The following is a 23925-nucleotide window of genomic DNA, read 5'->3' on the forward strand; positions in this document are numbered from 1 at the left end:
TACAGCGCCTTAATTTCAGCCTCTTATTGAGGGCGATCAGCGACAATCCTGCACTGATGCTGTTTTACCCGGTCATAGTTAATGCCCACCAGCAGGATCTCTTCGCAGCCTTCCGCCTTCTGCGCATAATTTTTATCCCTGATCTGAGCGATAGCCTCTTCACAGGAGCCGCCCACCTTTAGTTCCAGCACAATCGCCGGCTTCCCCGGCTTCTTTGGCAGGAATAGGTAGTCGCAGTATCCCTTTCCGCTCTTAGCTTCCCGTTCAATGTAATAATCATCCCGCGCTGACAGATAACACAGAGTGATGACACACGACAGGGCATTTTCATCATTGTATTTGAGAAAAGGGATTTCCTTATCATGAACCTCTTCCAAGATCGCGGCTACCGTTTCTTCCTCACCGGCCAAAGTGGCTTCTAACATCTTCTGGGAACGATCCACAATGGCTTTCACCTCGCCCATGCTCCGGCGTGTCAGAACATCCTCGTATTTTTCCATCAGCTCATGATTGGGAATCTGCAGGCAGCCGTCATAGTACGACAGAAATCCATAGACCACCATGGCTGAAAGGATTTCGTCTCTGGTGTCCAGCTGCAATTCGGCGGCGCTGTAGCCTTTCAGTTTGATGGGGACCGGGATACCGGCCACCAGCTTGACGATATCTTCCCGCACCTCGTCCACGTTGTGCTCAATGCAGTCAGCGATTTCATTCATGGGGCCGGTTTCCGTCCAGGATGAAGATGAACGAGTCTTCCGTATCCTGGAGCATCTGGCTCAGGCTGTCATATTCCCGCGCCGCAAGCTCCGGATAGGCTTCGGCCAGATCCGCCTTCATGTTTTTCAGGATGCTGGTCATATACGCTTTATAGCTATCGCAAAGATCCGGCATCCTGCTAAAGTCTATATAGATGACATTGTGCTTGTTCAAATGCTGGGAAAAAGACGCTGCCCCGGAAACCGCCAGTCCCGCAAAAAGTCCGCTGCTGTCATAGCCTTTGGTGTAATCTTTTCCGCCTTTATGTACACGGATAATTTTAAATTATCCAGCCCTTTCGTCCAATCTCCGGGGTGCGCAGCTCTGCCGCATCAGTTAGAAAGACCGCATGGTCTCCGCCCGCTGCGGGCTTCCATCGCTTACAATTCCTTTATGCCATCACAATTCCTGAAACAAGAAAACCGATTGCCGCCAATGCTCCGCCGATGATCCCATACGGAACTTGTGTAAAGGCGTGTTCAATATTATCGATTTTTGCCATTGCCGATGCGAATACTGTGTAGTCGCAATAGAAGCAGACGTGTGCTCCGAAGGCTTCGCCGGATAAAATCGCAGCCAGCACGACCACCGGATCCGCCCCGATGGAAACGGAAAGGGGAACCGCCACCAGCGCATAAACAACCGTTACGCCCCAGGTGCTCCCGGAACAGAATGTCAGCAATGCGCAGGCGATAAAGGTAATGAGCGGGAAAAATACCGGAGACAGGAAGGACTCGCAAATGGAGATAATATATTCCGGAACCTGCAGGGTCGTAACAATATCCTTGAACATGTAAACAAAGAAGGAAATCAGCGGCATCTGAATGATTCTTGCCTCGCCCTCGATGGCGGCTGTCATGATCTCTTTCCAGGTACACAGCCTTGTTATGAACAAGAGCGCGCACATGGAAAATACTCCGATAAAAAAGCCGGACAGCACGTCGCCGGTAACCAGAATGGATGCCGTTAAAATGGCGATTCCGGCAATGAATACCACCAGCCGAACCGGGGCTTTCGGATCTTTTTCTTCCTCATTTACTTTTTCCTCCGGATTGAGCGGAATGCTGGCCTTGCTGTAAAGCTCTCCAGTAGTCTGCACCCGTTCATAGGCTTTTTTCATGCCGCCCAGCTTGGGCACCCATCCCATGGTAAATCCAAAACACACCAGCAGCGCGGCGATGGCGTAGAAATTAAAGGGAATTGTTTTTACATAAATGTCAAATCCATTGCCCAGGTATTCCAGCTCCACAAAGCCGGCGAACACGCCCTGGAAAAAGACTGCCCAGTTCGTCAGCGGCACCAGGGATGTAACGGTCGTGCTGGTGGAGTCGATATAGTAGGCCACGGAAGCCCGCGGCACTTTGAACCGGTCGAACAGCGGTGTCATCTGGCCGATTACGGATGAGCGCATCATATCATCGATGAACAGCAGCGCCGATAACAGCCAGGACCACAGGTATAGATTTCGTTCGCCTTTCACCTTTTTTTCTACGATTTTAACCAGTACATGAGCGCCGCCCGATGCCTGAAAAAGCGCCACCAGAACGCCGACCACGCACATCAGGCAGACGATCCATACCGTATCCTCGTTGCAGCCTGTCGTATAAACCTGATCGATAAACGTTGAAAACCAGCCGGTGCCGCCAATAATCACGCAGCCCACCAGAATCGCAATCACCATGGATGAAATGCATTTTCTGGTTATGATGGCTACTGCCAGCATGACCGCGATCGGCAGTAAACATAAAATTCCATATTCCACTTACTTCACCTCCAAACAGGGTTTCTTTTCGTAAATGATCCTTCCTCCTAACATTGTCATGGCGACGGTGGTCTCCAGAATCTCTTCCAAATCAACTTGAAACAAATTCCTGTCTAACACGGCGATATCGGCAAATTTGCCTGCCTCTAAGGTGCCTGTTTTCTCCTCGCTGTGCATTTGATATGCAGATCCGATTGTATAAGCTTTCAGCGAATCGGCCAGACTGAGTTTTTCATTGGGGCACCAGCCGCCCTCGGGCTGCTTGTCTTCCGACAGCCTGGAGGCCGCTCTGTAAATGCCCCGCATGGGATTGAGCTCCGCAATGGGATGGTCGCTGCCAAAGGCGAGAACCGCGCCTTTTCCTGCCAGACTTTTAAAGGGGTAAACATACTTACAGCGTTCTTCTCCGAGAATTTTATGGAAAGGGTGTTCGCAAAAGACCGGGGCCCACATATGGTCCGGCTGAACAGAAGCCACAACACCAAGCTCCCCGACTCTCCCCAGATCGTCCGGATGCACCACTTCAAAATGCTCGATGGTATGACGCAATGGTTCTTTTCCGCCGGCGCTGCGGCAATATTCATATATGTCCAGCGCTTCCCTTACCGCCCCGTCCCCGCATGCATGGAGCCGCATCCGGATGCCATTGGCTTCAAACGCCCGCGCCCGCTGGCCGAAAGTTTCCACGGACAGATATTTTTCTCCGTAAAATCCCGGGCGGTCGCTGTATTCTTCGATCAACGCACCCGTATAGCCCATAGGCGTGCCGTCGACAAATCCTTTGATTCCGCCGAATTTAAGCGTGTCGCTGTGATACTTGTTTTTCATATCCAGCAGCTTTTCCATAGGCGTATTGATCGAAGCAAGGAGGGACATTCTCACCTTGAGTCTGCCGTCCTGATCCATTTTCTCAAACACATCTTCCATGAGGATTTCATGGATTTGCAGATTGCTTAGGGAAGTGATTCCCAGGCTGGCCGTCGTTTTAAAATACGCATCGATCAGTCGGCTCTTTTTCTCTTCTGGCATGGAAAAGGCTTCATCCAAAACCAGCTTCATCGCATAGGTCTCCAGCAGATATCCGCTAGGCTCCCCTGCGGCATCTTTTCCGATCATCCCCATGCCCTGCGGAATAGCGGTATTCCGGTCAATTCCGCAGACTTCCAAGGCTTTTGTGTTTACCCATGCGCCGTGAAGCTCCTCATTGATGACCACCACCGGTTTGTCGGGAAACCGTCGGTCCAGAGACGCTTTCGTTGGCAGTTCTTTGGTCTGCCAATATTCATGGTTCCAGCCGAAAGCGATCACCCATTCATTCTCCTTGTCCTTTTCATGGTCGAAAATCATCTGCACCGCGTCCTCTTCGGAGCGGGACTCCGCCACATTGGCTCCGGCCACTTCCAGCGCTCCATAAAAAACATGGGCGTGGCTTTCGCCGATTCCCGGCATGACCAGCTGATCCTCATAGCTTAATACCTGGGTTTGGCCGCCCAGATACTCTGCCATTTGTTCATCTGATCTTCCTATGTATGCAATCTTGTCTCCCGCAACGGCGATGAACCCCTTGAAGGGCTCATCGCTGACTGAATCGAAGATACAGTTGGATTTTATAATATAGTCTGCAAACATATCAGAACTCCTTAACCATCAGTTCTCTGGTCGTTTTGCCCAGAACAACCGCTTCATCTTCTTTGAACATAAGGGTATCGATGCAGCCGAAGCCGGTTTCAAAGTTGACGACGGTTCCGGGAACGAAGCGTCTTTCCTTATCTTCGCAGTCGAAATAGATATCATAGACCGTCGATCCGCCGCACCAGTCAGGCGGAAAGGCGATGCCCAGCTCATATCCGCCGATCCAGTACTGCTGGCCCCAGAGGCCCTCCGACTGGTAGTATTTTTTCAGTTCTATGAGCAGCTCCGACATGAGCATATTGGGCTTAATTGTGTTTTTAACGGTTTCGATAATCTTTTGGTTGACTGCGTATTTGGCCGCAAATTCCTTTGGCGGCTCGCCCACGGAAAAGTAGCGGCACTGGTTGGAATGATACCGGTTGAATACACCGGCCAGATCCACGCCCACCGGATCGCCCAGCATGATTTTTCTCCTGGACGCGGGGATGTGGAAACACCAGGAACGGTAAGGGCCGGAACGAACCATATTGGCGATGGCCTGACTTTCGCCGCCGGCCTTTAGCTGGGCGTTGGTGTAGGCCGCAACAATTTCCAATTCGGTTATGCCCGGCTCCAATGCGTCGTAGATCGCTTCCATGCCCACATTGCAGATATTGGTCGCCGTTTCAATATATTGGAGTTCCAAAGGCGATTTTACGGCCCGGGCCTCCCGGATCACTTCCGTGGCGTCGACAACCTTGCATCCGGCCCCTTCGAACAGGGTTTTCCACTGGTCGAAGATCAAATAGCTGGGACGGTAGCTGCCCAATTCCAGGCCAATGGTCATTCCAGGCTTGATCCATCCTTCTTCCTTTAAGTTCTTGATTACAATTTCTTTATAGCCTTCCTCGTCTGTTGTGCATATATAGGATTTTCCGTACATATCCGCCGGGATATCGTAGATCAGCCTTGTGTCGGTGGAAATGCTGGTGAGTTTTAGTACGCCCTCTTCATCCGGCAGGTCAAAGTGAATGAATTTATCGTGGTCCACATGTATGGCCGTTCCCGCCCCCATTGAATCGTACCAGGCCTGGGGCGAATTGACCCGGTGCCATACCACATCGTATCCGCTGATATAGTACATACTTTCAGGGGCTGTGGCGTACACAAAGTCGATCTCTTCTCTGTCCATGATCTGCCTGATTCTGGTCAGTCGGTTCTTATACTCCTCCATGGGAAAAGCGACTTTCATTTCTCCGGCGCAGCTTTCTACTCCCGGAATTAAATCAAATTTTCTCTCTGACATTTTGCGTTCCCTCCATTCAGTTTTGAATTGTCTGAAAAGTTAATTAATTTACCTTGGAGTATATCGTTATTTGCTTCCGGTTTTAAGCCATTATCTTGTTATGGCGATAGGTAAATTTGCGAATAAAATGCCCCTGCTTTATGCAGGGGGGGCTTCGCAATGCGGTAAATTTATTGGGGAAATCGTAAAAGTTACGCAAAGTTGTGGGTTTGCGGGGTCGAATCTTGACGCAAAACGGAGTTTCTTGATTCAGGCCAAGCTTTCCAGGGCTCAACCGTTGAAAAAAGTGTAAATTTCAAAAATATTTTTAATTTTTTCCGCCCAATAACTTTTGGGCGCACCTCAGACCTCACCAGCCCGAAAGTCACACCTTTATCAAAAGCGTAAGCTGCATATCCGCGGCAGCGGGCGGCAGCTCAAGGGCAAAGGCTTTGTCTTTCAGTTGATCCTCATCGATATAATCGACGGAAATCATCGGCAGAGATGCTTGGTCCACCATCTCATATTCGCTGTCACTCAAATACCGGATCACGTTTGGGTTTTTAATGACCGATGAGATGTCGTCACGCTGAGAGTTCCATGCATAATGCACCGACTTGTAGCTGCCGCGGAAATTTTTTAAAATCAGTTTATACTCGGTTTGCTGCGGGTATTTGAATTTGGTGCCTCCGTTGTGGAACAAAATCTGAAAATCATCTTCTTTTCTTGTAATCACATAACTCTCTTCTTTTACAACAACCGCCTCACCCATCTTGGAAAGGAAAAAGTAGAAATAGTACAGATTATTTTTAAATCCGTTCTTGGAATAAAGCCAGTCCATTCTGATTTCACCATCAATCATATTGGATATGTAGTCCGTTTCAACGTTGCCCCGCTTGTCCACTGGCCTCTTGTAGTGTTCATACTGCTTGTGCCGTATGTTCAGAGAATCCAGGAGGGCGGTAAATTCTTTGATTTTTTCCTTTGTTTCCCGCTCGTTGTCCGCCATATCGATCTTAAACTCCATTTGCGCTGCCCGCCCTCTGGGGTAAAACTTGAAAAAATTCCGCAGGGATTCCTCTGCCGCATCGATTTCATATTGGTCGTCTTTACTGCATCCCACAATCAAATAGACTTTTGCGAAAATATCCAGCAAAAAGTTGAGAACGCTATGCAGCTGCGGCATCGACGTGTCTTCCGTCTGCTGAATCCCGGCGCTGAACAGCTCGTCGGCGATGATCGCCATAAATTCAATGTCTTTCTGCGCCTCTTCAATTTGTTTCATCTTTCGATATCCGATGATATTGGAGCCGCCGCACCACAGCTTCTCTTTCCACGATGGGTCCAATCGCTCCGCTACTTTCCTTGTATTGAGATCAATCACAATCTCATTTTCCGTATCTGCGTCCGCTTTTATTTCCGGGACAATGGATTCGATTTTATGAATGATATCCACCATAGGAACAGGCTCCTCAAAGCGCTCCGTATCGTCGTACATTTCACAGGATTCACGGAACAGTTTGCGGTACTTGTTGGGACTTATTTTGTACCACTTCATAAAATGCTTATTAAAATAGCGCACGTCCGAAAACCCGCACTGGTAGGCGATCTCCGTAATGGGCGAAGATGTGTTGAGGAGCAGTTTTTCCGCTTTTTCCACTCGGACAAAATTCAGCCAGTCCCGAAAACTGTATCCGGTGATATCCTTGAACTTGTGGGAAAGATAGAACATGCTCAGGTATTCCTGCTCCGATACATCCTGCAGGTTTACTTTATGGTCGTAATTGGAATACAAATACTTGATGGTACGATAAATAATATCCATTTTTTCATCCGTCACTTGGAAGGCCGCGCCGTTCAAATCGGTAATATCCACGCGGTAGCAATAGATCAGGCTCTTGAGAAAGGAATCAAACTGGCGGGCGATCCGTTCCCTGTCCGCGTTTTGGTCGATCAGCACCGCCAGACGATTGACATGCTCCATAATCACATGTTTTCGCTGGTTTAATTTATGGAACGCTTCGGAATACGGCCAAAGAGCGACGATTTCATAAAAATCCGGATATTTCTCATAAGATGCATTGCAGTCGATGTATACACAAATGACAACGTTTTTTTCATTGGTTTCCTTCATGCTGTGTATTTCATCGCTGTTGATGAGCATGATGTCGCCGGCCTTCAATCTGAACCATTCGTAACCAACTTTTAAATCCAGGCTGCCCTCTACCACAAGGAGCAGCTCCAGCTCGTCGTGCCAGTGAAACGTCTGTCCAACAATGCTGCTCTGGCTCACGTAGATCATCCCGTTTTCTTCAAAACCCATATTAATTCCTCCTGGTCGTATTATACTCCGGATCTTTATGGAAAGGTTTCCATATGAAAAAAACCGGCAAAAAAGCCGGTTAAAACGCAAGAAAGTCGGATTATAAGGATAATCCCCCTAAAACCGAAACACCGTCCGGTTGTACCCGCTGGTGAGCATATACTTTTTTTCCTTGTGGGAGCCGATGATCCGATCCGCCGCGTATTCCTGCATGGAAGTAAGGTCTTTGTTTTCCTCAGTCACATCGTAATTCTGCCCGTTGTCCCGCAAAACCAAAGTAACCCCGTCGTCAAAAAGCAGGCTGGCCTCTATGCGAAAATCATGTTCCGGATTTTTTCCCACCGCCAGCATGCCGGTTTCTTCGGTAATCAGCTCGATTCTGAATTTTGTCCGCACCTGCGCGCCTCGCTCTGTCAATTCCCGGCCCAGCAGCCCCACAAGCTCCATGACGCCGTCCTGGGTGCCCGGCACGTCAAAGGCTGCCTGGTTTTCCAAAACTTCCTGGTCCAGCAGCAGGGGAAACACCTTCTTCCCATCCCTGCATTTTCCGCCGACCAGCAGAAATCCCGCAGCAAGGGCGGCCGCGGAGGAAATGGCGAGTCCGATCCATACACCCGTAAGTCCCCACAATCCCCCGAAAACCACTGCGCATAATATGGGGAAGAAAAGCAGCAGCAAAAACGAAAGGGCCAGCGAAAGCTTGATTTCGTCAATAAAGCAGTAATAGGCTGAAAGCAGAATCCCAATGCTGATGAACACCGCTGAGAGGGCATATATGCAGACGGCCGTCTGAGTCTGCGAAAGCAGAGCTCCTTCTTTTACTCCAAAGAGCCGGGGGATCTGGCCGCTCAGCAAAAGCAGCGCCGCCGTCACCGCCAGACCTTCCGCAGCAGAAACAAAAATCCCCAGTCTCATCGAGCGAAAAATTCCCCGCTGGTTCTTCTCGCCCCGATAGACATTGACCAGCACCTGCATCCCCTCGCCGATCCCGTCAAAGGCGCTGAGCATCAAATTGAGCAGGTTGAGGATGACGGCCGCCGTAATCAGTGCGTTATCGCCGAAGCGATAGACCAAAAACAGGTTGAGACTGACCTGAAACGCCGCCAGATACAGATAGCGGAAGGAATCGTTGACACTGTATTTGAGCATGGATAAAACAGACCGCAAGCGGCAATACCAGGTAAAGCGGAGCTGATTCTGCTTTTGAAAAAATTGCAGACAGAGAATGGCATCCGCAAGAACGTTGCTCAGCACCGAAGCCAGGCTGACACCCGCCACTCCCATCTGGCTGCAGAGCAGCAGGGACATGGCGATATTGCCGCTCACCTGCGCCGCTGACGAGATCATGCAGATCCGCTCGCCCCCTTCATTTAAGACAACGCCGTAAAAGAGCGCGTTGAGCGCCTGCAAAAGTGGGATAAAGCAAAGATACCGGTAATACTGCGCGGCGTAAGCCGCCACTTCCTGAGAAACATGCCCAAGCCGAAACACCTCTTCCCGAAACAAAAGGAAGAGAACCGTCAGCCCGGCTCCCACGGCAAAACACAGAATCAAACCCTGGCTGAAATAGCGGTTGGCTTTTTCCCGATCCCCCTCGCCCACGGCAAAAGCCATGAGAATGATCGTCCCCTGGGATACCAGGAAGGCGAAAAACACGGAGATGGAAAAGGCTGGTCCCACCAGCGTAATGGCCGCCACGGCACGTTCTCCCACCAGATTTCCTGCGATCACATTATCGGAGAGCATGACAATATACTCCACCAGCATCGACAGGGTGGATACGAGAAAAATGGATTTGAACTTTTCCGAAATGAAATTCTTTTTCAGGCCCAAGCGCTCCATTTGCCCTCCTCTCGGAATTTACGATTCACTGTATCAGCGATCCTGGCAAGCCTCCGCAAGATAAGCTTCTATATCTCCCACGGTCAGAAAGTCCGCTGCCTCGGAAATCGGTATCTCAATGTCCAGGCAGTCCTCCAGGCTGACCACAATGTTCATCACCGTAAAGGAGTCCAGACCCAGATCTTTTTGCAGCTCCATCTCCGCTTTCAGAGGGCTGACCTTGGTGTACTGCCCCATCACCTGTTCCAATTCTTTTCTCATCCTATCTTCTCCTTTTTATCTTCTGTCCGCCGGTCTTTTCAAAAGCCGTGTCCCGAATGAGGACCTGCTGGATCCGCTCATAAGCCGGAAGCTTCCGGTTCAGCAGCGCCATTTCCGCGGACAGCGCTTCCTCGGAAAGCTCCGTATAAACTTCGGCGGTAATTTTCTGGTCCTTTTCATAAACCAGCACTTCTTTTACGCCTTCCATCCGATGAATTTGCTCCTCAAGCTCCTCCGGCGACACGTTTTTGCCGTTGGAAAGGATAATCAAATTCTTTTTGCGGCCGCTGATGACCAGATGGCCGTCCTGGTCCAAATATCCCAAGTCGCCGGTGCGAAACCAGGGCCCGTCCATAACGGCCTGCCGGCTCTCGCCATCCCCGTAATAGCCCATCATCACATTGCTGCCGCTGACGCAGATTTCTCCGTCCTCCGCGATTTTTACATCCCAGTTTTTGCCCGGAAGTCCTACCGTATCCGCCCGGAAAGCCCGGCGCGGATTGAGGGAAACGATGGCCGTACATTCGGTGATCCCATAGCCGTTGAGCACGTCCACTCCATGTTTTCCAAAGCGCTTGATAATCTGAGGCGAAATGGGCGCGCCTGCGCTCATCACCCATTTGAGGCTGCCGCCGAAAAATTCTTCCGCGCTCATCCCGCTGCGCTCCAATTCCGTGAGCAGCGCCTCTACCACCACCGGCACCAGAAAGAGAATCCTGGCCTGAAAAAAAACAATCTGCTGTGAAACCCGCTTCAAATCCGGACAGATGCACTGGACGCAGCGGGCCGCAAGACCGGCGTAGAGGTTGTAAAAGCAGCCGTAGCAATGATACAGGGGCAGGACCAAAAGGCATCGATCCCCCGGCGCAAGATCCAGCAGCTCCAGCGCGGCTGATACCATGGAAACGATGTTTTTCTGGGAAAGCATGACACCCTTCGGCCCGCCAGTGGTCCCGGAGGTAAAGATGATGCAGGCCAGATCCTCTTCCCCCGGGCGCAGCGATATGTACTGATCATTGCCGCGCTCCAGTTCTGCGTTACCCAGCTCCAGCATTTTGTCGAATTCTTCCTCGTCCCAGCAGATAAAGCAGGTTTTGTCAAGCATCTCCTCCAGCCGCCGGGCTTTCTTGCGGTACTGAGCGGAGTAAAAGACCAGGCTGCATTCCGTGGTTCTGATCTGGGAGGCCAGGGTATCCTCCCGCTGATCCCGGTCCAAAGGCACGGCCGCGCCTGCGCCCAAAACCGCCGTCATGTGGATCAGGGCCCATTGATAGCTGTTTTCCCCCAGTATCCCGATCCGCGCGCCCGGATGGCCGGCCACAAGCCCGGTCCCCAGAGCGTTGATGTCGCTGAAAAACCGCTCCCAGGTGATTTCCTTTCGTTCCTGCCCTTCCCGGAGCAGAAAAACTGCTTCCCGTGGTGCCTCTGCAGCGTGCTTTTGTATGTAATCCTTGTAAATCATCCTATGACCTCGCCCACTTTTTGATTGGTATCCTCCATGGCCTTTTCCGCCAGAGCGATAATTCTCCCTAAGGTTTTTTCCGCTTCTTCTCGGGTAAAGGCGGATTTCCGGTAATCGAAAATAACGGTAAATTCGTCCGGGTCATTCATATGGAACAAGGTGAATTCCAGCGATACTTCCGGTGCGCCGTTGGCGATCCATTCCATGCGGCACCCCCGCTGCTTTAGATCGCCGCAGGGCAGGTAGCTGAATTCCGCATCCCGAATGGCCGCCACCTGCGGATGCTGCGCCTGCGCCAGCTCCAGCACTTCATCGTGAAGACACAGCCCATGATAGTAGGCCTCCATGTTGGATTCTTTGATTTTCCGGTATACGTCTGCTATGAGGTCTTCATCATGCAGGTTGACGCACAGCATGCGTTCCGCCGTAAACATGCCCAGCCGATCCTTTTCCATAAGGTCGCCCCGGTTCATCATGTTCTGCCCGATGTCCACCCGACTGCAGCCGGGATTCTGCCTGTACAGATGGAGCAGTAGAGCAGTCTCAAACAACACGGCCGGAGAAATATTCAGCTGGCCGCAATGGTCATTGATGCGCCGGGACAGTTGCCGGTCCAGAGGTACCTGTACCCGGTCCCCTTCCGATTCCTCGACTTGGGGACGATCGGGCCGCATGCGGCAGAGAATCGGCTGCTGAGCGAAAAGATCACGCCAGTAGCGGCGGTCCTTTTCATAGCGGGAAGAACAGTAGCGCTGCAAAATAGCCGTAACGCAGTCTGTAAAATCGTGTTTTTCCGGCTGTGGTTCGCGGCCTTCCGCCAGAGCCTTGCAGTAATCCATCAGCTGCTGAGCGAAAAGAGCCAGGCTCCATCCGTCCATGATAATATGGTGGAATTTGAGGGAAACCCCCATTCCCTGCCCATAATGAAAAATAGCCAGCTGGTAAAGGGGGCTGTCAAGGAGCGGAATCGGCTCCTGGGCCAGGGCCTCAAAACGCGCCCGCACCTGAGCTTCATCATCGCTGCCGTAATCTGCTGTGGGAATGGACTCGCGGACATATTCCTGCTCGTACTGGACGTACTGCCCGCCCGCTCTTCCAACCCGCAGCCGCAGCGCCTGTTCATGCTTCAGGATCAGATTCAGCGCTTTACCGACGATTTCATCCTCATAGGACGCTTCAAACCAGCAGACCGCCAAAAGGGTGTTGACATTTTCCCTCTGAGCCGGATCCAGGTCGAACTGCAAAATCTCACCTTGCTGCTTGATAAGCGGATGTCTCTGTGCTTTCATCGTGTTCTCCTTTTCCTCTGTCAAAAATATTTCTTTATGGTCAGAACATTGCTTCCGTCCCTGAATTCATAGCTCACTTCATCCATCATTTTTTTTACCATGAAAATCCCCAGCCCGCCGCATTTTCTTTTTTCCGCCGCAAGGGTGATGTCCGGGTCCTGTTTTTTGAGCGGATCAAAGGGCCGGCCTCTGTCTCGAAAAAGGATTGTCAGTTTCCCTTCTTCCGGAAAACCTTCCGCTTCCACCGTCACCGGTCCGCTTTCATGCCCATAGGCATAGCTGGCAATGTTGACATAGATTTCTTCCACCGCCAGTTCGACCTGATGGCAAACTTTCTGGGAGCATCCGCAGGCTTTCAGCACGCCCTCGATCAGGGTCCAAACCCGTTGCAGGTTTTCCTGCTTTGCTTCCACCGTAATCTGTTTCATGATCCTGCCCTTCCTTTGTAAATCAAATAGAGCATGGTAATGTCATCGGCCTGGGGCGCATCTCCGGCAAATCGATCCAGATCCAGCTTTACGGTATCCAAAAGCGCTTCGGCTTCCTGGCTTTCGCTCTTCTGGAGGGTCTGCCGCAGCCGCTCTTCCCCGTATAATTGATTTTGCCGGTCCGCTGCCTCCGTTACACCGTCAGTGTACAAATAGAGAGAATCGCCGGGTGCGAGCCAGAGTTCGTTTTGCTTATAGGCGATTCCTTCCATTCCCGCCAGCACGAATCCGGCTTTGGATTTCAAATATTCAAAACAGCCGTCCCTTTTTATGAGGGGCGGGTTATGTCCCGCATTGACAAATTCCAGTTTCCCGGTGGAAAGGGTCAGAACGCCCATCCAGCCGGTGACAAACATGGACTTTTTGTTGTTTTCACAGAGCTGGTCGTTGGCCGCGGAAAAAACTTCTCCCAGGCTTTCGCCGCTCTGGGCGTGATTTTTGATCAGCAGCTTGGCGATGACCATGAACAGCGCCGCCGGCACGCCCTTTCCCGAAACATCGCCGATGACCACGGCCAGATGGTCCTCATCGACAAAGAAGAAGTCGTAAAAATCGCCGCCCACTTCCCTGGCCGGGGTCATGGCCGCGCGAAGTTGGAACTCTTTCCTCTGAGGAAAATCGACGGGGAGCATATCTGTCTGAATCTGGGCCGCTACTTGCAGCTCGGCCCCGATCCGTTCTTTTTCCGCGGTCATAGCTGTCAGGTTGGCGATATAGGCGTCCAGATCCTGCACCATCTGGCGAAAGCCTTCCGCCAGGTAGCTCACTTCGCTTTTGCTGTCCAGGAGCTTTTCGCATTCTGCGGCGATTTCCCCGGTATCCGCCTTGCCGCTTTCCTCGTCAATGTAGTTTTTGGCGATCCCAGCGATAGATTCGACGGGAACAGTGATATTCTTTTCCGCGTATTTCAGAAAAAGGACAGTGATGATATAAAAAACAGTCAGATCCATGACCATATAAAGGTAGATCCAATTCCACATGGACAGCGGATCGGGTATGTACCGTGATAATTCTGTGTAGGCAAACAAACCGATCAGGGAAGCGGAAATAACGCCCAGAAGGATGAAAATCAGGATTAGCCGTTCGTTGAGGGAAATGACCGGTTTGCTCCGGCCTTTTGATCTGGTTCCCGCGAAAACGATGATCGGTATACCCAAAATCATGCAGAAGACCACGTTATTGAGAAACACCATCACGTCAGCGGTGGTCCAGAATTTTCCCAGACCCGTCACCCGCATAAGAATGCCAAACATGACGGCCATAACAGCGGAATCCAGAACGATAATTCCAATGTAGCGCAGGAGCTTTTTGACGCTGTTAAGGCGCAGGAAATGATCCGGCTGCAGCTTCCTATCTTTGAAGCCGAACCAGAGCAGGTAAGGCAGTATGCCATAGATAAACTGGGCGATGAATCCCAGACCGCACAAAAGCGGACTGTAACCGGAAAGGGCGTCGGCCGCCAGATTGCCGATGGCGCAGCCCAAAGCTCCCGGATATCCAAACAGAAGCCCCAATGCCGGCGGCAGGGCGCTGACCGGGCGCATTTCCGTCACTGCCATCACTTTGAAGAATTCCCGGAAAGGCATGGTGATGACGAAGAAGAGGATGGCTGATAAAAAAATCTTCTGGTAGAGTTTCAAAAAACCACTTCCTTTTGTTTACGCGCCTTCAATAGACAAAACGTCGAAAAATCCGGTCATTTCAAAGACTTCCATGACCATTTCCTGTACGTTTTTAATATGCAGCTGCCCGCCGCGTCCCATCATCTGCTTATGGGCGAAAAGCAGTACCCGCAGGCCTGCCGAGGAAAGATATTCGATTTCCTTGAAGTCGAGAATCAGCGTACTTACGCCTTCCAGCCAGCCGTTTAGTTTGCCTTCCAGTTCCGGCGCCGTGGCCGTATCCAGCCGGCCGGTCAGGTCGATGGTAAGGGTTTCCCCTTCCGTATGTTTTTCTAATTTTAAGTTGCTTTCCAAATTAAATGTCTCCTTTTTTACCATTGAACAGCACTCCTACGGCGATGCAGGCAGGTTCCCAAAGACAGCACTTTAACCAATGTTGGATTTTGTTCTAATTATAGCGAAGTTACCTTGTAATAACAACGGATTCTATAACTGTCAATGCAGGCTGCGGAAGTTTTTGCTTAATTTGCATATTTTTCTGCATAATTTGCAGGTGTGTGCGGGAGAGCGCCCGGCCAGCGCATGCTTTTTTTAATTTAAGGCTGCATAGGGGGGTTGAAAAAAATTGAAAAAAATCACGAAATTTACGCACTTTTCAACGGTTTCCTCCTCTCGAATGAGACAAAAAGCGGCCTAGCCCGCTTTTTAGCCATATAGGGCCTCTCAAACCCACAGCTTTGCGTAAATAATGAAAACTTTTAATAAAATTTTTCCCATTTGAATTAATACATGACTGAAGGCGGAACTTTTATGTCTCCTTCTCGTTTCAACACAATACCAACTATCCCCATACAAATTAAGCAGAATTTACTGCAAAATATGCAACTCGATTGTTTTTCACCTACAGCCACGTTAAAATTTAAAATCATGAGTAAAAAGAAACGAGGCAATACATATGAACGCAGCGCAAATATTCCGCAGAATGATCAGTCTAACCGCAGCAGCCGCTTTACTTTTCACCATGGCGGCCGACTTTTCCGCTGAAACGGTCCACGCAGCGGCAGGCGAGTTCATCACCCATTACAAAACGGGAGTCGACACCCGCTACAAGATTCTCCAGGACGGCACGGTCCAGCTTGGAGACGGAGAAAACGCCGCCCTATCCGCCGGGACCACAGGAACCCTATTCATATCCGAAGATGTGACCTCCTATGACGCCTGGGAAACAGTGCGCTCTTTTGGCGTGAGCAAAATCGGCGCAAAGGCATTCGCTGGCTGCGAAAAGATCGATAAAGTCCGCATAGAAGGACGGATCACCATCGACGCCCGTGCCTTGGACGGCCTGCCTGCGGATACGATTTTTGAAACCGGAAATACGGACACGAAAAAGGCTCTGCTGGCATACGGAATTCCCATAGAGCAAGTCTTCTACAAACCGGCCCGTACAAAATATGTAGCTTTCGGCGACAGCATCGCGGCGGGATACGCCCTTCCCAGCTATGTAAAAAATGACCTCACTGCCGACAAATACCCCACCCCGCAGGATGCCTTCGTATCCCTCATCGGAAAAGAACTGAGCAAAAATAAAGGGCCTGCCGTCACAGACAATCAGGCTGTTTCCGGCTGGACCTCCGAGCAGCTTTTGGACCAGCTCAACCGCGGCGATTATGACGCGGCCCTGAAAAACGCCGATGTGATAACCGTAACCATCGGCTCCAACGACCTGCTGGGGCCTTTCATGGAAATCGTGGAACAGGCCGTGGCCGCGGAATTCGGCCAGGCAAAAGTGAAAGGGGCCAATGGGGGCGGCGCGCTCAAACGGCCGATCCCTGTGGTCAATCAGTTTGTGCAAAAGCTGTCTAATGTGATCAATGATCTCAAGCTGGACCTTGACGACAATCCAACATTAAATGCCGCCTGCCTGGAATTCCAGGACAAGATTCAGCTGGCGATTTTGCAAAAGCTGCACAAAGCGGCCCCAGGCGCGGAGATCTACTGGACAACCCTGTACAATCCTTTTTATGGAGAAGAGCTGGATATCAAGAAACTGGTTCCTGGCCTTGAAAATACCGTTGACCCCAATACTTGGGCCAACCTTCCTTCCCTCGATCTGGGCGCATACGGGGCCAGATATATCGAGAAGATGAACCAGGCTTTTAAAAAGAACACCGCCGGCTATCACAGCATTGATCTCTATAAGCCCTTCAATCAGGACGATTTGACCAACGTGGAAATCACCAGAGATGATAATAGCACGCCAAATATACCCGGTGATGATATTATAAACCTGAACATCGACCCTCATCCCAATCATGAGGGGCATCAGTTGATCGCGGACCTGGCCCTTCCAGTCATTGAACGCACCTATACGCCTGGGATGCCGGCCGCGGATCTTTCCCATGAAAAGAAAATCAAAAACTTTTCCCTGGATGGAGTAAAGGGAGCGATCGACGAGAAGAAAAAGACGATCCGCGTCACTCTTCCCCAGAGCAGCGATCCGAAAAAACTGACGGCTGACTTTACCCTGAGCAAAGGGGCGGAACTGACGGCAGGCGGCGTAAAACAGATCAGCGGCGTTACCGTCAACGACTTCACGGAGCCTGTCACCTACACCGTTACCGCCGAGGACGGCACGACCCGGGATTACACGGTTGCAGTAACCATGGCCGCCGCCGGCGCAGATTCGGCCGCGGTACCCACAGGCGATGATTTCTCCATAAAGCTTCCTCTCATTCTCCTGCTCGTCTCCATCTTAACGATGGCGTTCCTGGTGATCCGGGAGAGAAGAAACCAAAGCCGATGAAACTGCTCTACTGCGATATACGAAAGTTCCCCCAGGAGCTTGAGCCGCTCATCCGCCTTCTCCCTGAATGCCGCAGAGAAAAAATGAACCGCTATCTGCGAAGAGAAGACCGGCTGCGATGCCTGGGCGGGGGACTTTTGCTGTCCCACTGGCTGGGAAAGGGCTATGAAAAACGCCTGTCTTATAACCCATACGGCAAGCCGCTCCTGAACGGCAAGGGAACCTTCAATCTCTCCCATTCGGGAGATTTCGTCGTCCTGGCCGCCGCGGACCAAACCGTAGGCGCGGACGTACAGCAGCAGGAACCGGGCGACCTTCCGGCCATGGCCAAAATCAGCTTTCACCCAAAGGAGCGGCGGCTCTTTTTAGCCAGCCAACAGCAAAGGGAGCTTTTCTATTCCATCTGGACCCTGAAGGAAAGCTACATGAAAGCTGTGGGAAAAGGCTTTTCCCTTCCGCCAACGTCTTTTTCCATCTCCTTTTCCGGCGGAAAGGCCGGGATCGACGGCGACGACAGCTATCATTTGAAAGAAATCCCCTTTTTCCCCGGCTACTCCCTGGCCGTCTGCTGCAAGCGGCCCGTGGGGGAAGTAAAGCCGGAGGAAGTCAGGGCAAAGGATTGGTAATTGCCCCGCGTATTTGGGAGGAGAAACAATGACAAGCAAAAAAATCGGACTATATCTGGGAATCGGAATCCTCTACTTTATCCTCGCCCTGCCCTTTGCGGGACTTCATTTTTCCGACGGATATTCGGAGATCCGCTTTACCAGCCTCCTGCCCATGGCCGCGGGGCTGCTCTGCGGTTTTCCCGGCGCGCTTTCCTGCGCCCTGGGGAACCTGCTGGGCGATCTTTGCACAGGCCCGGATATCTACTGCATTTTCGGCTTTGCGGGCAATTTCCTCATGGCCTGGCTGCCCTACAAGCTGTGGCACACCCTGTTCTTCGCGGGACGGCAGGGGCCGCGATACCTGGAGTCTTCCGGCTCCATTCTCAAATTCGTGGCTGTCTCCCTCATCGCAAGCTGCGCCTCCGTGGGCGTGATCGGAGCGGGAGGTCAGCTTCTTTCAGGGTTTTCCTTCGGAGCCTTTTTTCTCCCTGTGGCGCTCCAATACTACGACCTTTCCCTTCTGGGAGGCATGCTCCTCTTCCAAATCTGCCTCACGGTTTTTCGCATGACGCCCCATATTCCCTGGCAGGCGTACCGGCGGATTCGGCGGGAAAGGGACTATCTCCCCGATTACCTGCTCTCCGGCCTGGTAGTGGCAGTCGCCTGCGCTTTGACCGCGCTGACCATGGGCCAGGGCCAGGAAATCAGGCAGAGCCCCCTCATCACCGGCCTGTGCCTTCTGCTGCTAGCGGCCTCCCTGGTTCTGGCCTGTCTGCCTGTGGGCCGGGGAAAAGAAGAAACAGAGACGGAGAGCCGATACCTGCCGCCTGTAGGGGTGAGGGCCCAGTTCGTCACCCTGTTTCTGCTGATTCTCTGTATGATTTTAATCGCCCTTACCGCCGTCTGCCTGCGCCTGCTCTACGTGGATTTCGCCGCCTTTACCCAGGGCGCGGGAAACACCTCCCTACTCTGGCTGCGGGTCATCGTCGCCGCAGCGGTCATCGGAACCTTTTTTATCATCGTTCTGCCTCTGCTGCTGAAGGGGATTCAACGGGTCGTGGCCGAGCCGGTGGAAAAGACGGCAAACTACGCCCGGCAGTTTGCGGCGGGCGAAACATTGACCGAAGAAAGCCTGGTGATCGGACGGACGGGAAACGAGCTGGACGGGCTGGGACAATCCATCAATACCATGGCCGGAAACATCCGCGCCTTTGTGGAAGAGACCCGGCTTAGGGCCATCAAAGAAGAAAAGCTGGCTGCCGAGCTGAACATAGCCAGGAACATCCAGCAGGGCCTGCTGCCGGAACGCTGGACCGGAAGCGGCTTTGACATCGTCCCCTTTATCAAGCCGGCCAGAGAAGTGGGCGGAGACTTTTACCACTTTTCCCGGCTAGATGAGGACCGGGTCTTTGTCTGTATTGCCGATGTTTCGGGAAAGGACATTTCAGCGGCCATGTTCATGGTACAGGCCAAAATCCTCATGGAAGAGGGCTGCTCCCTGCCGCCGGACCAGATGATGGCCCGGGTCAACAATGCCCTGTCCAAATCCAACAAAGCCATGATGTTCGTCACCGCCTTTGCGGCGATCGTGGACCGGAAAAACAGACGCATGACCTATGCAAACGCGGGACACAATCCGCCGATCTGCCAAAACAACGGGCGTATCTGCTGGCTGGACGAAGAGGCGGACTTTGTCCTAGGGCCCATGGAAAATACCCATTACCAGCAGCATACCATGGACCTTGCCGATGATTTTATGCTCTTCATCTACACCGACGGCGTCAATGAGGCGGAAAATAGCGACGGCGAATTTTTCGGAAATCACCGGCTTTTCGAGGAAGCGGGACGGCAGCTCCGGGAGGGGAGCGGCTGCCAAGGACTGGTAGAAAACCTGGCGGCCAGGCTGGAAACATTTACAGAGGGCGCCCAGCAGTCGGACGACATCACCATGCTGGCCCTTTCCATGAAATAAGCAAAATCACAGGAGGTAGCTTTGTTAGAACGTAAAGGCATCATTATCAACCAGCAATTTATGAAATTCTTTTTTCCAACCATACTCATGACCATGGCTCTTTCCTTGAGTACGGTCATCGACGGAATCATTGTGGGCAACATCCTGGGGCCGGACGCTCTGGCGGCGGTAAACCTGGTCCTTCCCATTACGCTGCTGTTCAATTCCGTATACGTGCTCATCGGCGTGGGCGGATCCACCCTCTATTCGGTAGCCCTGGGAAAGCGGCAGAAAGAGCGGGCCAGAGAGCTGTTTACCGTCTCTGTGCTGACGATGATTTTCACCGCTATTGTGATCTGCCTGCTGGGGCTTTACGCCTGCGGACCCCTGGCGAAAGCTCTCACCGTCCATGCCCGGGATTTGACGGAGCTGGTATTCGACTACCTGAGGGTGGTCATGCTGGCCTCGCCGTTTTTGATCCTGGTCCCGGGCTTGGTGTATTTTCTCCGCTCCACCGGCGAAGTTAAGCTGGCCTCCTTTGTGCTGATCGCCGCCAATGTGATCAATCTGACGCTGGATCTGATTTTCGTCGTCCTGCTGGAAAGCGGCATCGGCGGCGCGGCGCTGGCTACGGGCTGCGGATATTTTGTCGGCCTACTCATTGCCCTGGGCGGCGTCGCCCGGGCAAAGGAGCTGCGGTTTTGCGGACTGCCAGGCCACGTCTTTTCCATGCTGAAAAACATCATGGGCACGGGACTTCCCCTGACCATCAATACGGCCCTCAACTTCTTCCGGCTCACCTGCGTCAATGCCATCGTCTCCGTGTACCTGGGCAGCGACGGGGTTACAGCTTTTTCCGTATGCACCTCCTGCCTGTCCATCGTCTCCATGTTCGTGGGAGGCTCGGCCCAGACCATGATCCCGCTATTGGGGACTTTTTACGGTGAACAGGATCTGAGCGGTGTCCGTTTCACCATCCGTAAAGCCGTTGCCATTACCGTGTCGGCATCCCTGATCCTACTGGTGATTTTTGAAGCCATCCCTTCCACAATCACCGGCCTGTTCGGTGTCAATGACCCCCACCAGGTAGCCATCGCCGCCCAGGCTCTCCGCATCTACGCCATCAGCCTGCCCTTCATGGGATTTCTATTCATTTCCATGTGCGTCTATCAGGTCGTGGGGTATCAAAACCTTTCCAGCCTGGTTGCGCTCTTAGAAGGCTTTGCCATCGTCGTACCGGCGGCTTTCCTGCTGGCACGCATCATGGGGGCGGCGGGAATCTGGATCGCGTTTCCGGCGGGAGAACTTCTCACGATTTTGCTGTTGCTCCTCTTCGTCCGGCAAAAGCAGAAAAAGAATCCAGGGGCCAAGGGGATTTTCCTCTTGGAAGAAAACCCAAACAGGCAGGTAATGGAAGTGACCCTGCCCCGGGAAGAGACTCAGGCCGCTCTGCTTTCCGGGCAGGCCATGGACTTTTGCCGGAAGCGGGGCGTAGATCCGGTGACTTCCCATATGGCGGCCGTGGCCGTGGAGGAAATGACCGTCAACACCATCCACAGCCGGGAAACAGGTGGAAAGAACCGCTTTATCGACGTGCGCCTGACCCTGGAGGAAGGGCGGATTTCCATGATCTTCAAGGATAACGGATACCCCTTTGACCCGTTTCAGGAAACGGACCTGCGCCAGTTCGGAAATCTGGCGGTAGCCGAGGCGGTCACCAGCGGGATCCGCTACGACTATATTCTGGGCATGAACTGCACCATTGTAACCATTGATCGGAAAGGAGATTGAACATGATTATTACCAACAAAGAGGAACGCGTTACCATCGCGCTTTCAGGAAGACTGGATACCATCACCGCGCCGGAGCTGACAGAGGCTGTGAAGGATTTAACCTTTCAAGAGCTGACCCTTGATCTTACGGATCTGGAGTACATCTCCAGCGCCGGGCTGCGGGCTCTTCTGGTCTGCAAAAAAACAGCCGACAGCCAGAAAGCGCCTTTCACCGCGGCGAACCCCGCCCCTGCTGTGCTGGAAGTCATGCGCATGAGCGGCTTTGACAAAGTTCTGGATATCCGGATGGATTAGCCATGGATACCATCACCCTTCCAGCCAAAATAAAAGCCCTGTACCAGGCCCTGGCCTTTGTCGAAAAAGCCGCCCAAAGCTGCGGCTGGGAGGGCGACCGGGCCAAGCTGGAGCTTATGGCAGAAGAAATCTTTGTCAACATCGCCGGCTACGCCTACGGCGGCGAAGAAGGGCTGATCCAAATAAGCTGCGGCGCGGAAAAGGGCATGTTTTTGATGCAATTTCGCGACAGGGGAAAGCCGTTCGACCCTCTCAAACAGCCGGAGCCGGATCTCCAGTCCCCGGCCGGTCAAAGGCCCATCGGCGGCCTGGGCGTTTACCTGACCAAAACCTGCGCGGACCGGGTATCTTATCAATATGAGGACGGGACCAATATCCTAACGGTGGGAATGTATTTGCAAAAGGAGGAACATTATGAAAACCATTGACATGAATCAGGCCCTTCGCCTGTGCAAAGAGGCGGAAACCATGCCCCAAAAGCAGCGCGGCAAGCTGAGAGACACCCGGCTTATGGAGCTGGCCTGCTACGCCAGGAACTATTCGCCTTATTTTAAAAAAGCCTATAAAGACATTGGAGAAAGTTTCACCCTTTCCCAGCTTCCTCCTACCAATAAAAAACAGCTCATGAAAGACTATGAAGCCTGGGTGACCGACCCGCGGATCCGCTATGAGGATGTCTTTTCCTATATCGAAAGCCCCGAGGGCGGCAGAGAGCTGTATCTGGAAAGCTATACGGCCATCACTACCTCCGGCACCACGGGAAATCCCATGCCTATGGTGCGGGACCCTTACCACAACACCATTCACGGCGCTTTGACAAAGACCAGGCTGCTGCGCCAGACAGACCCGGATCTGATGACGCCGGTCAAACACAAAATCGCTGCCGCTGTCTTTCTGGATCCCCACGTTTCTTCCTATTCCAGCCTTCTGCGCATGAAACAAGCCTATCCCGGCTATGAGAGCAATGTGCTGGAGCTGCCCATCAACGGCGATATCGCCGATCTGGTCCGCATGCTGGACGATTTTCAGCCCGATCTGGTCACCGGCTATCCGTCGGTCATGGGCGCTCTGGCCAACGCCCAAAGGGACGGGCGAATGGACATTTCTCCCCAGGCCATCGCCTGTTCGGCGGAGGTGCTCACAGAAAAGGTGTATCAAGCTTTGCACCAGACCTTCGGCTGTCCGGTGCTCAATAATTATTGCAGCACGGAGGGCGGCGAAGCGGCCATGTCCTGTCCTGCGGGAAAGCTCCACGTCAACGATGATTGGGTCATCATCGAGCCGGTGGATGAAAAGGGGAATCCGGCCCGGGAAGGCGAATGGTCGGCCGGCGTCTATGTGACGGATCTGACCAATTACGTCCAGCCGGTGATCCGCTACTACATGGAGGACAAAGTAAAGATCCACAGCCGGCCCTGCTCCTGCGGCATCACGCTTCCGGTGATGGAAATCCTGGGAAGGACCACGGAAAACCTGATGGTGGGCGGCGTGGAAGTGCTGGGCATCAACGTGGAATACAGTCTCATGTACGTGGAAGGGGTTTACTCCCTCCAGCTGGTGCAGACCGGCGATACGGAATTTGAAATCCGCATGGTCCCCGAGTCGGAGGAAACCAGGCTCACCGCCTTTGAACAGGCCAGAGAAATCATGCTGCGGTTCTTCAAAGACAACGGCTGTCCCCAGGTAAACATCCGTCTCAGCGAAAAACCGCCGGTTCACAGCGAAAAGGGCGGCAAAGTAAAATTCATCGTCAAGGAATTGGACAGGAGGTAGTG

General features: G+C 52.4%; 20 protein-coding genes. 7 read left to right on the top strand and 13 right to left on the bottom strand.

Annotated elements, in window-relative coordinates:
* Nucleotides 1-23: 23 nt before the first annotated feature.
* From LG211_RS14285 to LG211_RS14345, 13 genes are all read right to left on the bottom strand, one after another.
* Nucleotides 24-716 (bottom strand): PD-(D/E)XK nuclease domain-containing protein, encoded by a 693-nt coding sequence (locus tag LG211_RS14285; RefSeq protein ID WP_269477847.1) that lies wholly within the window; start codon nucleotides 714-716, stop codon nucleotides 24-26.
* Nucleotides 709-891, bottom strand: coding sequence for a LemA family protein (locus LG211_RS14290; RefSeq protein WP_148397391.1), 183 nt, complete (start codon nucleotides 889-891; stop codon nucleotides 709-711). The genes LG211_RS14285 and LG211_RS14290 overlap by 8 nt, the downstream gene beginning before the upstream one ends.
* Nucleotides 892-1147: 256 nt before the next feature.
* A complete protein-coding gene (locus tag LG211_RS14295; protein ID WP_269477848.1) occupies nucleotides 1148-2518 on the bottom strand; it encodes a Na+/H+ antiporter NhaC family protein in 1371 nt (456 codons plus the stop codon).
* On the bottom strand, nucleotides 2519-4147 hold the full coding sequence (locus LG211_RS14300) for an amidohydrolase (RefSeq protein ID WP_148397393.1): 1629 nt from the start codon (nucleotides 4145-4147) through the stop codon (nucleotides 2519-2521).
* A 1-nt stretch (nucleotide 4148) separates the two neighbouring features.
* Nucleotides 4149-5435 carry a M24 family metallopeptidase gene (locus LG211_RS14305; protein ID WP_148397394.1) on the bottom strand — a complete coding sequence of 429 codons (1287 nt, stop codon included), beginning with the start codon at nucleotides 5433-5435 and terminating at the stop codon, nucleotides 4149-4151.
* Between the two features lie 364 nt (nucleotides 5436-5799).
* Nucleotides 5800-7737 (bottom strand): AraC family transcriptional regulator, encoded by a 1938-nt coding sequence (locus tag LG211_RS14310; protein ID WP_269477849.1) that lies wholly within the window; start codon nucleotides 7735-7737, stop codon nucleotides 5800-5802.
* Between the two features lie 117 nt (nucleotides 7738-7854).
* Complete coding sequence (locus LG211_RS14315; RefSeq protein ID WP_148397396.1) at nucleotides 7855-9579, bottom strand: MATE family efflux transporter; 1725 nt, start codon at nucleotides 9577-9579, stop codon at nucleotides 7855-7857.
* 33 nt (nucleotides 9580-9612) lie between these two features.
* Nucleotides 9613-9840, bottom strand: a complete 228-nt coding sequence (locus LG211_RS14320; RefSeq protein WP_148397397.1) for an acyl carrier protein — start codon at nucleotides 9838-9840, stop codon at nucleotides 9613-9615.
* 1 nt (nucleotide 9841) lies between these two features.
* Nucleotides 9842-11302 (bottom strand): AMP-binding protein, encoded by a 1461-nt coding sequence (locus LG211_RS14325; RefSeq protein WP_269477850.1) that lies wholly within the window; start codon nucleotides 11300-11302, stop codon nucleotides 9842-9844.
* On the bottom strand, nucleotides 11299-12591 hold the full coding sequence (locus LG211_RS14330; RefSeq protein WP_269477851.1) for a condensation domain-containing protein: 1293 nt from the start codon (nucleotides 12589-12591) through the stop codon (nucleotides 11299-11301). The genes LG211_RS14325 and LG211_RS14330 overlap by 4 nt, the downstream gene beginning before the upstream one ends.
* A 20-nt stretch (nucleotides 12592-12611) precedes the next feature.
* Nucleotides 12612-13019 carry an ATP-binding protein gene (locus tag LG211_RS14335; RefSeq protein WP_148397400.1) on the bottom strand — a complete coding sequence of 136 codons (408 nt, stop codon included), beginning with the start codon at nucleotides 13017-13019 and terminating at the stop codon, nucleotides 12612-12614.
* Complete coding sequence (locus tag LG211_RS14340; protein ID WP_269477852.1) at nucleotides 13016-14719, bottom strand: SpoIIE family protein phosphatase; 1704 nt, start codon at nucleotides 14717-14719, stop codon at nucleotides 13016-13018. The genes LG211_RS14335 and LG211_RS14340 overlap by 4 nt, the downstream gene beginning before the upstream one ends.
* 18 nt (nucleotides 14720-14737) lie before the next feature.
* Nucleotides 14738-15079: an STAS domain-containing protein gene (locus LG211_RS14345; protein WP_269477853.1), complete on the bottom strand. Its 342-nt coding sequence runs from the start codon at nucleotides 15077-15079 to the stop codon at nucleotides 14738-14740.
* A gap of 577 nt (nucleotides 15080-15656) precedes the next feature.
* Between LG211_RS14345 and LG211_RS14350 the strand changes: the two genes are divergently transcribed.
* The 7 genes from LG211_RS14350 to LG211_RS14380 are packed head-to-tail and all read left to right on the top strand — an operon-like array spanning nucleotide 15657 to nucleotide 23923.
* Entirely contained in the window at nucleotides 15657-17504 is a 1848-nt protein-coding gene (locus tag LG211_RS14350) for a GDSL-type esterase/lipase family protein (RefSeq protein ID WP_269477854.1), read from the top strand.
* The gene (locus LG211_RS14355; protein ID WP_269477855.1) at nucleotides 17501-18130 is read left to right on the top strand and encodes a 4'-phosphopantetheinyl transferase family protein; all 630 of its coding nucleotides are present in this window, start codon (nucleotides 17501-17503) and stop codon (nucleotides 18128-18130) included. Before LG211_RS14350 ends, LG211_RS14355 begins: the two co-directional genes overlap by 4 nt.
* 28 nt (nucleotides 18131-18158) lie before the next feature.
* On the top strand, nucleotides 18159-20084 hold the full coding sequence (locus LG211_RS14360; RefSeq protein WP_269477856.1) for a PP2C family protein-serine/threonine phosphatase: 1926 nt from the start codon (nucleotides 18159-18161) through the stop codon (nucleotides 20082-20084).
* A gap of 21 nt (nucleotides 20085-20105) precedes the next feature.
* Nucleotides 20106-21854 (top strand): MATE family efflux transporter, encoded by a 1749-nt coding sequence (locus tag LG211_RS14365; protein WP_269477857.1) that lies wholly within the window; start codon nucleotides 20106-20108, stop codon nucleotides 21852-21854.
* A gap of 2 nt (nucleotides 21855-21856) precedes the next feature.
* A complete protein-coding gene (locus LG211_RS14370) occupies nucleotides 21857-22150 on the top strand; it encodes an STAS domain-containing protein (RefSeq protein ID WP_148397406.1) in 294 nt (97 codons plus the stop codon).
* 2 nt (nucleotides 22151-22152) lie between these two features.
* Complete coding sequence (locus tag LG211_RS14375; protein WP_269477858.1) at nucleotides 22153-22578, top strand: ATP-binding protein; 426 nt, start codon at nucleotides 22153-22155, stop codon at nucleotides 22576-22578.
* Nucleotides 22565-23923, top strand: a complete 1359-nt coding sequence (locus LG211_RS14380; RefSeq protein ID WP_269477859.1) for a phenylacetate--CoA ligase family protein — start codon at nucleotides 22565-22567, stop codon at nucleotides 23921-23923. The genes LG211_RS14375 and LG211_RS14380 overlap by 14 nt, the downstream gene beginning before the upstream one ends.
* Nucleotides 23924-23925 lie beyond the last annotated feature (2 nt).

Origin of the sequence: Hominibacterium faecale (genome assembly GCF_020734085.1) — a bacterium.
Lineage (GTDB): Bacteria > Bacillota > Clostridia > Peptostreptococcales > Anaerovoracaceae > Hominibacterium > Hominibacterium faecale.